10 protein-coding genes are annotated in these 13,751 nt (G+C 67.2%); 7 read left to right on the top strand and 3 right to left on the bottom strand.

Annotated elements, in window-relative coordinates; translation table 11 throughout:
- Window positions 1–107 precede the first annotated feature (107 nt).
- From aceE to QXH22_RS18315, 7 genes are all read left to right on the top strand, one after another.
- Window positions 108–2,897, top strand: coding sequence for a pyruvate dehydrogenase (acetyl-transferring), homodimeric type (gene aceE, locus QXH22_RS18345; RefSeq protein WP_306239917.1), 2,790 nt, complete (start codon window positions 108–110; stop codon window positions 2,895–2,897).
- Window positions 2,898–3,032: 135 nt separating this feature from the next.
- Window positions 3,033–4,352: a CdaR family transcriptional regulator gene (locus QXH22_RS18340; protein ID WP_306239916.1), complete on the top strand. Its 1,320-nt coding sequence runs from the start codon at window positions 3,033–3,035 to the stop codon at window positions 4,350–4,352.
- A gap of 137 nt (window positions 4,353–4,489) precedes the next feature.
- On the top strand, window positions 4,490–5,398 hold the full coding sequence (locus QXH22_RS18335; protein WP_306276566.1) for an ACP S-malonyltransferase: 909 nt from the start codon (window positions 4,490–4,492) through the stop codon (window positions 5,396–5,398).
- A 75-nt stretch (window positions 5,399–5,473) separates the two neighbouring features.
- Window positions 5,474–5,821 (top strand): meromycolate extension acyl carrier protein AcpM, encoded by a 348-nt coding sequence (gene acpM / locus QXH22_RS18330; protein WP_055577195.1) that lies wholly within the window; start codon window positions 5,474–5,476, stop codon window positions 5,819–5,821.
- Entirely contained in the window at window positions 5,818–7,068 is a 1,251-nt protein-coding gene (gene kasA / locus QXH22_RS18325) for a 3-oxoacyl-ACP synthase KasA (protein ID WP_306239913.1), read from the top strand. The genes acpM and kasA overlap by 4 nt, the downstream gene beginning before the upstream one ends.
- 75 nt (window positions 7,069–7,143) lie before the next feature.
- Window positions 7,144–8,397: a 3-oxoacyl-ACP synthase KasB gene (gene kasB / locus QXH22_RS18320; RefSeq protein WP_306239912.1), complete on the top strand. Its 1,254-nt coding sequence runs from the start codon at window positions 7,144–7,146 to the stop codon at window positions 8,395–8,397.
- A 59-nt stretch (window positions 8,398–8,456) separates the two neighbouring features.
- Window positions 8,457–9,878, top strand: a complete 1,422-nt coding sequence (locus QXH22_RS18315) for an acyl-CoA carboxylase subunit beta (protein ID WP_306239911.1) — start codon at window positions 8,457–8,459, stop codon at window positions 9,876–9,878.
- Between the two features lie 133 nt (window positions 9,879–10,011).
- Here the strand turns inward: QXH22_RS18315 and QXH22_RS18310 are convergent, their stop codons facing one another.
- The 3 genes from QXH22_RS18310 to QXH22_RS18300 are packed head-to-tail and all read right to left on the bottom strand — an operon-like array spanning window position 10,012 to window position 13,721.
- Window positions 10,012–11,574 carry an FAD-dependent monooxygenase gene (locus QXH22_RS18310; protein WP_306276565.1) on the bottom strand — a complete coding sequence of 521 codons (1,563 nt, stop codon included), beginning with the start codon at window positions 11,572–11,574 and terminating at the stop codon, window positions 10,012–10,014.
- A 39-nt stretch (window positions 11,575–11,613) separates the two neighbouring features.
- A complete protein-coding gene (locus QXH22_RS18305) occupies window positions 11,614–13,149 on the bottom strand; it encodes a glycerol-3-phosphate dehydrogenase/oxidase (RefSeq protein ID WP_306276564.1) in 1,536 nt (511 codons plus the stop codon).
- A complete protein-coding gene (locus QXH22_RS18300) occupies window positions 13,149–13,721 on the bottom strand; it encodes a TetR/AcrR family transcriptional regulator (RefSeq protein ID WP_306239909.1) in 573 nt (190 codons plus the stop codon). The genes QXH22_RS18305 and QXH22_RS18300 overlap by 1 nt, the downstream gene beginning before the upstream one ends.
- Window positions 13,722–13,751 lie beyond the last annotated feature (30 nt).

Raw genomic sequence — 13,751 nt, 5'->3', positions numbered from 1 at the left:
GGTGTGGCACCGGCGAGCGGCACACGGGTACCCGCCGGGCACGCCGGTGCGGCACGATAGAGGGACGACCACTCGAGCATCACCCATGCCAACTACAGGAGCGGAAGTTGACCACCGAGTTCGCCCGCAACGATCTGGCCAAAAACCCAAGCAGCACAAGCGAACCCGATCGCGTCCGGGTGATTCGCGAGGGTGTCGCGTCGTATCTGCCCGACATCGATCCCGAGGAAACCGCGGAGTGGCTGGAGTCGTTCGACGACCTGCTGGCCCGCTCGGGGCCGGCGCGGGCCCGGTATCTGATGCTGCGAATGCTCGAGCGAGCCAGTGAGCAGCGGGTCTCCATCCCGGCGCTGACGTCGACCGACTACGTCAACACCATCCCCACCGAACTGGAACCGTGGTTCCCCGGTGACGAGGACGTGGAACGCCGCTTCCGCACCTGGATCAGGTGGAACGCTGCCATTATGGTGCACCGCGCGCAGCGCCCCGGGGTGGGCGTCGGCGGCCACATCTCGACGTATGCCTCCTCGGCGGCGCTCTACGAGGTGGGCTTCAACCACTTCTTCCGGGGCAAGGCGCACCCCGGCGGCGGCGACCAGGTGTTCATCCAGGGGCACGCCTCCCCCGGCATCTACGCACGGGCCTTCCTCGAGGGCCGGCTGAGTTCGGACCGCCTGGACGGCTTCCGCCAGGAACACAGCCACGCCGGCGGCGGCCTGCCCTCCTACCCGCACCCGCGCCTGATGCGCGACTTCTGGGAATTCCCCACCGTGTCGATGGGGCTGGGCCCGATGAACGCCATCTACCAGGCCCGGTTCAACCACTACCTGCACGACCGCGGCATCAAGGACACCACCGACCAGCACGTCTGGGCCTTCCTGGGCGACGGCGAGATGGACGAGCCGGAAAGCCGCGGACTGATCCAGGTGGCGGCCAACGAAGCGCTGGACAACCTCACCTTCGTGATCAACTGCAACCTGCAGCGCCTGGACGGCCCGGTGCGCGGCAACGGCAAGATCATCCAGGAGCTGGAGTCGTTCTTCCGCGGGGCCGGCTGGAACGTCATCAAGGTCGTGTGGGGCCGCGAATGGGATGCGCTGCTGCACGCCGACCGCGACGGCGCGCTGGTGAACCTGATGAACACCACGCCCGACGGTGACTTCCAGACGTACAAGGCCAACGACGGCGCCTACGTGCGCGACCACTTCTTCGGCCGCGACCCGCGCACCAAGGCGCTGGTCGAGAAGATGAGCGACTCCGAGATCTGGAACCTCAAGCGCGGCGGCCACGACTACCGCAAGGTCTACGCCGCCTACCACGCCGCAGTCGCGCACAAGGGGCAGCCCACGGTGATCCTGGCCAAGACCATCAAGGGCTACTCGCTGGGCGCGCACTTCCAGGGCCGCAATGCCACCCACCAGATGAAAAAGCTTGCGGCTGAGGACCTCAAGCACTTCCGCGACGCCATGCGGATCCCCATCACCGATGCCCAGCTCGAGGAAGACCCGTACCTGCCGCCGTACTACCACCCCGGCCCGGACGCCCCGGAAATCCGCTACCTACTGGACCGGCGCCGCACCCTGGGCGGCTTCGTCCCCGAACGCCGGACCAAGGCCAAGGCGCTCAAGCTGCCCAGTCGCGATGTGTACAAGGCGCTGAAGAAGGGATCGGGCAACCAGGAGGTCGCCACCACCATGGCGCTGGTGCGCACCTTCAAGGAGCTGTTGCGGGACAAGGAGATCGGTCACCGCATCGTCCCCATCATCCCGGACGAGGCACGTACCTTCGGGATGGACTCGTGGTTCCCGTCGCTGAAGATCTACAACCGCAACGGCCAGCTCTACACCGCCGTCGATGCCGAACTGATGCTGGCGTACAAGGAGAGCGAAGTAGGCCAGATCCTGCACGAGGGCATCAACGAGGCCGGCTCGGTGGGTTCGTTCACCGCGGTCGGCACCTCCTACGCCACCCACGACGAGCCGATGATCCCGCTCTACATCTTCTATTCGATGTTCGGGTTCCAGCGCACCGGCGACAGCCTGTGGGCCGCGGCCGACCAGATGGCCCGCGGCTTCGTCCTCGGCGCCACCGCCGGACGGACCACCCTGGTGGGCGAGGGCCTGCAGCACGCCGACGGGCATTCCTTGCTGCTGGCGGCCACCAATCCGGCCGTGGTGTCCTACGACCCGGCGTTCGCCTACGAGATCGCCTACATCGTGGAAAGCGGTCTGGCCAGGATGTTCGGCAAGGACCCGGAGAATGTCTACTTCTACATCACCCTCTACAACGAGCCCTACCCGCAGCCGCCGGAGCCGGAGAACTTCGACCCCGAAGGCCTGCTGCGCGGCATCTACCGCTACCGCTCGGCGAAGGAGCAGCGCTCGAGCACGGCCCAGATCCTGGTGTCCGGGGTCGCGATGCCCTCGGCGCTCAAAGCGGCCGAGATGCTCGCCGACGAATGGGACGTGGCCGCCGACGTGTGGTCGGTGACCAGCTGGGGCGAGCTCAACCGGGACGGTGTGGAGATCGAGAAGCACCGGCTGCGCCACCCGGACGAGCCGGCGGGCGAGGCGTACGTGACGAAGGTGCTCAAAGACACCCGCGGCCCGGTGGTCGCGGTGTCGGACTGGATGCGCGGGGTCCCCGAGCAGATCCGGCCATGGGTGCCCGGCACCTATGTGACGCTGGGTACCGACGGGTTCGGCTTCTCCGACACCCGACCGGCCGCGCGGCGCTACTTCAACACCGACGCCGAGTCGACCGTGGTCGCGGTGCTCGAGGCACTGGCCCGCGACGGGGAGATCGACCCGTCGGTGGCCGTCACCGCCGCGCGCCAGTACAAGATCGACGACGTCCAGGCAGCCCCGGAGCAGACCTCCGACCCGGGCGTCGCTTAGCCCCCGCTCGTTCTCTCGCCGAATGTGCGGCCCGCCGCACCGTCGGTGCCGAGTGTGCGGCTAGGCCCACACTCGGCGCCGAAGCGCCAGGGGCCTTTAGCGGACTCCGACAGAAAAGGGGCGTAGCTTTTAGGGGTGGGCGACAACAACTTGGCGCAGCAGCTTGGGCGTCCCCGGTCGCCGCTGGAGCTGCTGGATACCGTGCCGGACTCCTTATTGCGCAGGTTGAAGCAGTACTCGGGCCGGCTGGCCACCGAAGCCGTCTCGGCCATGCAGGAACGGCTGCCGTTCTTCGCCGACTTGGAAGCCTCCCAGCGCGCCAGCGTGGCACTGGTCGTCCAGACGGCGGTGGTCAACTTCGTCGAGTGGATGCAGGACCCGCACAGCGACGTCAGCTACACCGCGCAGGCCTTCGAACTGGTGCCGCAAGACCTCACCCGGCGCATCGCGCTGCGCCACACCGTGGACATGGTGCGGGTCACCATGGAGTTCTTCGAAGAGGTGGTGCCGCTGCTGGCCCGCTCTGAAGAGCAGTTGACCGCACTGACGGTCGGAATCTTGAAGTACAGCCGCGACCTGGCCTTCACCGCCGCCTCGGCCTACGCCGACGCCGCCGAGGCGCGCGGCAACTGGGACAGCCGGATGGAGGCCAGCGTCGTCGACGCGGTCGTCCGCGGCGACACCGGCCCGGAGCTGCTCTCCCGGGCGGCGGCGCTGAACTGGGACACCACCGCGCCGGCCACCGTCATCGTGGGAACCCCGGCACCGGGACGCGCCGACGGCGAGGCCGGCAGCGAGCGGGCCAGCCAGCATCTGCGTGACATCGCCACGCGACACGGCCGGGCGGCCCTCACCGACGTGCACGGCACCTGGCTCGTTGCGATCGTCTCGGGACAGCTGTCGCTCACCGACAAGTTTCTCAAGGACCTGCTGATCGCCTTCGCCGACGAACCGGTGGTGATCGGGCCGACGGCGCCCATGCTCACCGCCGCCTACCACAGCGCCAGTGAGGCCATCTCCGGCATGAACGCGGTCGCCGGCTGGCGCGGGGCCCCCCGCCCGGTGCTGGCCCGCGAACTGCTCCCGGAACGGGCCCTGATGGGCGACGCGTCGGCGATCGTGGCGCTGCACACCGACGTCATGCGCCCGCTGGCCGACGCCGGGCCGACGCTGGTTGAGACCTTGGATGCTTTCTTAGATTCTGGCGGTGCTATTGAGGCTTGTGCCAGGAAGTTGTTCGTTCATCCAAACACCGTGCGCTATCGGCTCAAGCGGATCACCGACTTCACCGGGCGTGATCCCACCCAGCCGCGCGACGCCTACGTTCTCCGCGTGGCGGCGACGGTAGGCCAGCTCAACTACCCGACGCAGAGTTCCAGCGCCGCCGGTACGTCGGTCCCGCAGCTTCCGTCGCCGGTCAGAGGGGGTTCCGGCGCCGTTTCCGGCCGAAAGTGATTTAGATGACAGATAGCGGGTGTATCTCAAACATGTAGCTTACGGAGCTATTTTGTAGGAGATCTACAAAAACCTAAGACGAGGTTCATAATCTGTTACACCCCGCAAAACCGTCTTCACAGTGTTCTCTTAGACACGTGATCGCTTTGCTTGCGCCCGGACAGGGCTCCCAGACTGAGGGAATGCTGTCGCCATGGCTGGAACTGCCAGGAGCAGCAGACCAGATTTCGGCATGGTCGACGGCCAGCGGCCTGGATCTGGCCCGGCTCGGTACCACGGCATCGACCGAGGAGATCACCGACACCGCCATCGCCCAGCCCCTGATCGTTGCGGCCACCCTGCTGGCCCACCAGGAGCTGACCCGGCGCGGGCTGCTGTCGGGACAGGACCTCATCATCGCGGGCCACTCCGTCGGCGAGATCGCTGCCTACGCGATCGCCGGGGTGCTGGCCGCCGATGACGCCGTCATGCTGGCCGCCACCCGCGGCGCCGAGATGGCCAAGGCGTGCGCAGCCGAGCCCACCGGCATGTCGGCCGTGCTCGGCGGCGACGAGTCGGAGGTGCTCACCCGTCTCGAGCAGCTCGACCTGGTTCCCGCCAACCGCAACGCCGCCGGCCAGATCGTCGCCGCCGGCCGGCTGACCGCGCTGGAGAAGCTTGCCGAGGACCCGCCGGCCAAGGCCCGGGTCCGCGCGCTGGGCGTCGCGGGCGCGTTCCACACCGAATTCATGGCCCCCGCCCTGGAGGGCTACGCCGCAGCGGCTGCCGGCATCGCGACCGCCGAGCCGACGGCCACGCTGCTGTCCAACTACGACGGAAAGCCGGTGACCTCTGCCGCCTCGGCGATGCAGACCCTGGTTTCTCAGCTGACCCGGCCGGTGCGCTGGGACCTGTGCACCGCCACCATGCGTGAGAAGAATGTGACGGCGATCGTGGAGTTCCCGCCCGCGGGCACTCTGACCGGTATCGCCAAACGCGAACTTCGGGGGGTTCCGACGCGAGCCGTCAAGTCACCCGCAGATCTGGACGAGTTGGCGAACATCTAATCGCCCGCTCTACCCCAGAGCCCAATAAGCACGTCAAATCGGTTTACACACAACATATTACGAAGGGAACTAACTGTGGCCGTCAGTCAGGAAGAAATCATCGCCGGTATCGCCGAGATCATCGAAGAGGTCACCGGTATCGAGCCTTCGGAGGTCACCCCGGAGAAGTCGTTCGTCGACGACCTGGACATCGACTCGCTGTCGATGGTGGAGATCGCCGTGCAGACCGAGGACAAGTACGGCGTGAAGATCCCGGACGAGGACCTCGCCGGCCTGCGCACCGTCGGTGACGTCGTCGCCTACATCCAGAAGCTCGAGGAAGAGAACCCCGAGGCTGCCGAGGCGCTGCGCGCCAAGCTGGAGACCGACAACCCCGAGGCGGCTGCCAACGTCAAGGCGAGGCTGGAAGCAGACAGCAAGTGACCAAGCCTTCCACTGCTAATGGCGGTTACCCCAGCGTTGTGGTAACCGCCGTCGCGGCGACGACATGTCTCGCGCCGGACATCGAGAGCACGTGGAAGAGCTTGCTGGCCGGCGAAAGCGGTATCCACGTCCTCGAAGACGAATTCGTCTCCAAATGGGACCTGCCCGCCAAAATTGGCGGACACCTCAAGGAACCGGTCGACAACCACATGGGCCGCCTGGACATGCGACGGATGTCGTATGTCCAGCGGCTCGCCAAGTGGTTGAGCGGCCAGTTGTGGGAGACCGCCGGCAGCCCCGAGGTTGATCCCGATCGCTTCAGCGTCGTGGTCGGCACCGGATTGGGCGGCGCCGAGCGGATCGTCGAGAGCTATGACCTGATGAACGAGGGTGGCCCCCGCAAGGTGTCGCCGCTCGCCGTTCAGATGATCATGCCCAACGGCGCCGCGGCGGTGGTGGGTCTGCAACTCGGTGCCCGCGCCGGTGTCATCACCCCGGTTTCGGCCTGTTCGTCAGGGTCGGAGGCCATCGCGCACGCGTGGCGTCAGATCGTGATGGGTGACGCCGACTTCGCGGTGTGCGGCGGTGTCGAGGGACCGATCGAGGCGCTGCCGATCGCCGCGTTCTCGATGATGCGGGCCATGTCGACGCGCAACGACGAGCCCGAGCGGGCGTCGCGGCCGTTCGACAAGGACCGGGACGGATTCGTCTTCGGCGAGGCCGGAGCGATGATGATCATCGAGACCGAGGAGCACGCCAAGGCCCGTGGCGCCAAGCCGCTGGCCCGGTTGATGGGTGCCGGTATCACCTCGGATGCCTTCCACATGGTCGCTCCCGCTGCCGACGGCACCCGTGCCGGCGGAGCGATGCGACGGGCAATGGAGTTGGCGGGCCTGTCCCCCAGCGACATCGACCATGTCAACGCGCACGGCACTGCCACACCTATCGGTGACAGTGCCGAGGCCAACGCCATCCGGGTCGCCGGATGCGAAAACGCCGCTGTCTACGCGCCGAAATCGGCGCTCGGACATTCGATCGGCGCCGTCGGCGCACTCGAATCGGCCCTCACGGTGCTGACCCTTCGGGACGGAGTCATACCACCGACATTGAACTATGAGACCCCGGACCCGGAGATCGATCTTGACGTGGTCGCCGGCGAGCCTCGCTACGGCGAGTACCGCTACGCGATCAACAACTCATTCGGGTTCGGCGGCCACAACGTGGCGCTCGCGTTTGGGCGCTACTGAGGCACGGGGTTCGGCGATGATGCGGGCCGCACCCGGCCCGTGCCGGACGAATACGGAAGGAACGTGGCACAAGCCATGACAGAGCTGGTTACCGGGAAAGCATTCCCGAATATTGTCGTTACCGGCATTGCCATGACGACCGCACTGGCAACCGACGCCGAGAACACGTGGAAGTGCTTGCTCGACGGGCAAAGTGGGATTCGGGTCCTCGAGGACGACTTCGTCGAGGAGTTCGACCTGCCGGTGAAGATCGGCGGGCACCTGCTGGAGGAGTTCGACAGTCAACTGACGCGAATCGAACTGCGCCGCACGGGCTACCTGCAGCGGATGTCCACCATCATGGGCCGGCGGGTCTGGGAGAACGCCGGCTCACCGGAGGTCGACACCAACCGGTTGATGGTGTCCATCGGCACCGGGCTGGGTTCCGCCGAAGAGCTCGTCTTCGGGTACGACGAAATGCGGGCGCGTGGCTTCCGGGCCATCTCGCCGTTGACCGTGCAGAAGTACATGCCCAACGGCGCGGCCGCGGCGGTGGGCTTGGAGCGCCACGCCAAAGCCGGTGTGATGACCCCGATTTCGGCGTGCGCGTCCGGAGCCGAGGGCATCGCCCGGGCGTGGCAGCAGGTTGCGCTCGGCGAGGCCGACATCGCGATCTGCGGTGGTGTGGAAACCAAGATCGAGGCGGTGCCGATCGCGGGGTTCGCCAACATGCGAATCGTCATGTCCACCAACAACGACGACCCGCAAGGCGCCTGCCGCCCGTTCGACAAGGACCGCGACGGCTTCGTGTTCGGTGAGGCCGCCGCGTTGATGGTGATCGAGACCGAGGAGCACGCCAAGGCCCGCGGCGCGAACATCCTGGCCCGCATCATGGGCGCCAGCATCACCTCGGACGGCTTCCACATGGTGGCGCCCGACCCCAACGGGATTCGCGCCGGACACGCGATCACGCGGGCAATCCAGCTCGCCGGTCTGCAGCCGAGCGACATCGGCCACGTCAACGCGCACGCCACCGGCACTCAGGTCGGCGACGTGGCCGAGGGCAGGGCGATCAACAACGCTCTCGGCAGCAACAAGCCGGCCGTGTTCGCCCCGAAGGGTGCTCTCGGGCACTCGGTGGGTGCGGTCGGTGCCGTGGAGTCCATCCTGACCGTGCTTGCATTGCGGGATCAGGTCATTCCGCCGACACTGAACCTGGTCAACCTCGACCCCGAGATCGACCTCGACGTGGTGGCGGGCAAGCCCCGGTCCGGCAACTTCGAGTACGCGATCAACAACTCGTTCGGGTTCGGCGGTCACAACGTGGCGATCGCGTTCGGGCGTTACTAGAAAGCTCCAAGGATCACGGGATAAACCCAGAGCACCACAGGCGAATTAGGAGATCTGCGATGACAATCATGGCCCCTGAGGCGGTTGGCGAGTCGCTCGACCCCCGCGATCCGCTGCTGCGTTTGAGCAACTTCCTCGACGACGGCAGCATCGAGCTGCTTCACGAGCGGGACCGCTCGGGTGTGCTGGCCGCGGCGGGCACCGTCAACGGCGTACGCACCGTTGCCTTCTGCACCGACGGCACCGTCATGGGCGGCGCCATGGGAGTCGAGGGTTGCGCCCACATCGTCAACGCGTACGACACCGCCATCGAGGAACAGTGCCCGATCGTGGGCATCTGGCACTCGGGTGGCGCACGGCTTGCCGAGGGCGTCAAAGCGCTGCACGCGGTCGGGCTGACCTTCGAGGCCATGATCCGGGCATCCGGCTACATCCCGCAGATCTCGGTGGTCGTCGGCTTCGCGGCCGGCGGCGCCGCCTACGGGCCGGCCCTGACCGACGTCATCGTGATGGCGCCGGAGAGCCGGGTCTTCGTCACCGGGCCCGACGTGGTCCGCAGCGTCACCGGCGAGGACGTCGACATGGCGTCCCTCGGTGGGCCCGAAACCCACCACAAGAAGTCCGGGGTGTGCCACATCGTCGCCGACGACGAACTCGACGCCTTCGAGCGTGGTCGCCGGCTGGTCGGATTGTTCTGCCAGCAGGGACATTTCGACCGCAGCAAGGCCGAGGCCGGCGACACCGACATCAGGGCGCTGCTGCCTGAGTCGTCGCGACGGGCTTACGACGTGCACCCGATCGTCAGCGCCGTGCTCGACTCGGACGCGCCTTTCGAGGAATTCCAGGCCAAGTGGGCGCCGTCGATGGTGGTCGGCCTGGGCCGCTTGTCGGGCCGGACGGTCGGCGTGCTGGCGAACAACCCGCTGCGCCTGGGCGGTTGCTTGAACTCCGAAAGTGCCGAGAAGGCAGCGCGTTTCGTGCGGTTGTGCGACGCGTTCGGTATCCCGCTGGTGGTCATCGTCGACGTGCCGGGGTATCTGCCCGGTGTCGACCAGGAGTGGGGTGGCGTGGTGCGCCGCGGCGCGAAGCTGCTGCACGCCTTCGGTGAGGCGACGGTTCCGCGGGTCACCCTGGTGACGCGAAAGATCTACGGCGGGGCCTACATTGCGATGAACTCCCGCTCGCTGAACGCGACGAAGGTGTTCGCCTGGCCGGACGCCGAGGTTGCGGTGATGGGCGCCAAGGCGGCCGTCGGCATCCTGCACAAGCGCAAGCTGGCCGCCGCGCCGGACCACGAGCGTGAGGCCCTGCACGACGAGTTGGCCGCTGAGCACGAGCGCATCGCCGGTGGTGTGGACAGCGCCATCGACATCGGTGTGGTCGACGAGAAGATCGACCCGTCGCACACCCGCAGCAAGCTCACCGAGGCGCTGGCGCAGGCGCCGGCTCGCCGCGGACGCCACAAGAACATCCCGCTGTAAATCCTCGCGAGCGGGGGCCAGCTCCCTACGCGAGCAGGGGCACCACCCACTCGCGAGCAGGGGGCACCACCCACTCGCGAGCAGACGCAAAATCGCACGATTTCCTTCGGGAAACGTGCGATTTTGCGACTGCTCACCCGTGCGCCAGGATCGCCCTCAGCGCCTGTCGCAGTGCACCGGCTGGGGCGTCCGGCAGCTCCTCGACCCGCCATCCCACGAAGTCGTCGGGGCGCACCAGCAGCGCTCCCGTCGCGCCTAAACCGTTGACGTCCAACCACTCTGGCTCATCGATGCGGTGCATGGCTACCTGGAGACCGGCCGTCGCGGCACGCCACCGCTCGTCGGCAGACAGCAGCGTGAACCGGTGTCCCAGCAGGTCGAGCGTCGACAACCGCTTCCCGTCGCGCTGCAGCCACACGTGTGGAACTCGGGTGCCGGGCTGTCCGCGCAACTCCTGCACCAGCTCCAACGCCCCGGGATCGGGATCGTCGGTCAGCACCGCAGCCGACCGATACCGGTAGCCGATCAGCAGCTCGAACATCGAGCACTCCTGCTCGGGCGCTAAACGTGGCCGCTGGTCTCCCAATTCGAGAGTGGCCAGCGTGGGGCCCGTCAGTGACTGGTGGGCGGCGAACCGGCCGACCGGGTGCCGCTCGCTGTGGTAACTCGACAGCAGCGCCGGCCCGGCTCGCCCCTGCAGAACCGCTGCCAGCTTCCAGGCGAGGTTGTGCGCACTCTGAATGGCGGTATTGGCTCCGCCGGCTTTGAACGGTGGCATGGTATGCGCGCAATCACCGACCAGAAGGACACGGCCACAACAGAATTGATCTGCAACCTGTTCATAGGGCTGCCACGAGGCGACCTCGATGATCTGTACCTCGGCCCGCTGTCCGATTGCCGCGGTCACCAATTCGGCGCACCGCTCGGGCGTGAACTGTTGGGCCGTTTCGCCTTTGGCGGGAAAATAGGTCGTGATGAACATGCCGCGGTCCTCGTCGACCGCGAGGAAGATGCCGGGCGCAGCCGGATTGCTAATCTGCACCGCACCGCCGTTGGTGAGATCCGGAGCGAACCGGCGCCATGCACAGCGAAAGTAGACGAACACCACAAAGATCGGCAACGCGCCATAGCCGGAAGTCGGTACCGACAGCGCCTTGCGGATCGGGCTGTGCACCCCGTCGGCCGCAATCAGATACTCGGCCCACACTGTCTGCGATCGCCCGCATTCCCGGTCGGCAAGGACCGCCGAGACACCGTCGCCGTCCTGCTCGAACGACACCAGTGCGGTTCCATAGCGCACTTCACTGCCGCGACTTCGCGTCGCTCGCAACAACATCGGCTCCGACTCACTCTGCGGGCAGTACTGCGCGGCGGGCTCGGGACTCACCGCGTCCAGGCCGGCGAATATCGCATCCATATCGATCGCCGGGTGCCCCGGGGCCGTGCTGTCCAGTGTGGGCTTGACCACCATGGTGGACACCCGCTCCGCCACGGCGTGCACCTCGTCGCCCAGACCGAGCCCGCGTAGAATTTCCAGGCTGCGAAAGCTCAGGTTGCGCGCCTTGGGATAGACGAAGGTCTCGTGCCGCCGGTCGATCAGCAACGAGCGCACGCCGTGCTGGGCAAGCAACGCCGACATCGCCAGGCCGCCCACCCCGGCTCCGACAATCAATACCCGACGGTCCTCCCCCGTCACGGATACGAAACTACAACTCGCGTCGTGGCATAGCGAGGGTCAGCCGACACCTGCCAGGAACTCCTCAGCTACCGCGACCGCCTTCTCGCGGTCACGCGGCACCAGACCGATGCGGGTCCGGCGATCGAGAATGTCACCGACGTCCAGTGCGCCCTCGTGGGTCACGGCGTACTCGAACTCCGCCCGCGTCACGTCGATGCCGTCGGCAACCGGCTCGGTCGGCCGCTCGCAGGTGGCCACCGCAACCACGTTGGCCGCCTCGGCGCCGTACCGCGCCACCATGGACGCCGGCACGTTACCCGGCCCCGCGGCGGGGCCCGGGTTGGCCGACGCCCCGATCAGCGGCAGGTTGCGGGTCCGGCACTGCCCGGCGCGCAACGTGCGCAGCTCAATCGCCCGGTTGAGCACATCCTCTGCCATGTAACGGTATTCAGTGAGCTTGCCGCCCACCACGCTGATCACCCCGGTCGGCGACTCGAAGATCGCGTGGTCGCGGGATACGTCGGCGGTCCGGCCCGAACCGGTGTCGATCAGCGGCCGCAGCCCGGCGTAAGACCCGATCACGTCCGACGACGAAACGGTGGTGCCCAGCGCGGTGTTTACCGTGTCCAGCAGGAAGGCGATCTCTGCCGAAGAGGGCTCCGGGACATCGGGAATCGGGCCGGGCGCATCCTCGTCGGTCAGCCCGAGGTAGATCCGGCCGAGTTGCTCGGGCATGGCGAACACGAACCTGTTCACCTCGCCCGGGATCGGAATGGTCAGCGCCGCAGTCGGATTGCCGAACGCCGCAGCGTCGAACACCAGATGTGTTCCGCGGCTGGGCCGTAGCTTCAAGGCCGGGTCGATGTCACCGCCCCACACCCCGGCCGCATTGATCACCGCGCCGGCCTTCACCTCGAACGACTCGCCGGTCCGCTGGTCGGTCAGCCGCACCGAGGTGGCGGTGGCCTCCGAGGCGGCCACATAGGTCAAGATCCGGGCGCCGTGCTGGGCCGCGGTACGCGCCACCGCCGTCACCAGCCGCGCATCGTCGATCAACTGCCCGTCGTAGTTGAGCAGTCCCCCCGCCAGGCCGTCGCGCTTCACCGTGGGTGCCAGCTCGACCACCCGGCTTGCCGAGATCCGCCGCGACCGGGGCAACGTCGAGGACGACGTGCCCGCCATCACCCGCAGCGCGTCACCGGCCAGAAAGCCGACCCGCACCAGGGCACGGTTGAAGTGGTTCATCGCCGGCAGCAGGGGAACCAGCTGCGGCATCGCGTGCACCAGATGAGGGGCGTTGCGCGACATCAGGATTCCGCGCTCGATGGCGCTGCGGCGCGCGATGCCGATATTGCCGCTGGCCAGGTAGCGCAGACCGCCGTGCACCAGTTTCGAACTCCACCGGCTGGTGCCGAACGCCAGGTCGTGTTTCTCCACCAGCGCGGTGCGCAGGCCGCGCGACGCGGCGTCCAGGGCGATGCCGACGCCGGTGATGCCACCACCGATGACGACGACGTCGAGCTCGGCGCCGTCGGCCAGGGCGGTGAGGTCTGCGGTGCGACGAGCGGCGTTGAGCGCGGTCAGGTTGTCCATCACGACAGGTATCCGTTCAGTGTGTAGGCGAGTTGGGTGGCCAGGGCCTCGTCGTCGAGGATCGGTTTGACGATGTCGGCGGATTGGATGGTGGACTGGGCGATCAGCAGAATCATGGTCGCGAACTGACGGGGGTCACCGGGCCGGACGGTGCCGGCCCGCTGCGCCTCGGCCAGCCGCTGGGCCAGCCCTTCGATCAGGAACTGCTGGCTGGCACCCAGGCGCTCGGTGATGTAGACCCGGGCCAGCTCCGAGTGCATCACCGACATGATCAGCTCGTCGCGGCGCAACCGGTCGGCCACCGCCACCACCTGCCGAACCAGCGCCTCCCGGTCGTTGCCGGCGAAAGGCACCTCGCGCATCACGTTGGTGATGTGGTCGGTCAGCAGCGTCGACATGATCGACTGCGTGTCCGGCCATCGGCGGTAGACCGTCGGACGGCTCACGCCGGCGCGGCGGGCGATCTCGGCGAGAGTCACCCGGTCGGCACCGAAATCGACCACGCAGCTGGCCGCCGCAGCTAATATTCGGTCCCCGGTATCCAAATTTGGGTCATTACTCATTGACACCATGTGTAATACTGTAACGCATGACGCACCTTG

Origin of the sequence: Mycobacterium sp. TY814 (assembly GCF_030755175.1) — a bacterium.
Classification (GTDB): domain Bacteria; phylum Actinomycetota; class Actinomycetes; order Mycobacteriales; family Mycobacteriaceae; genus Mycobacterium.
The sequence above is the reverse complement of the archived record's forward strand: the minus strand, read 5'-3'. Positions and strand labels throughout refer to the sequence as shown.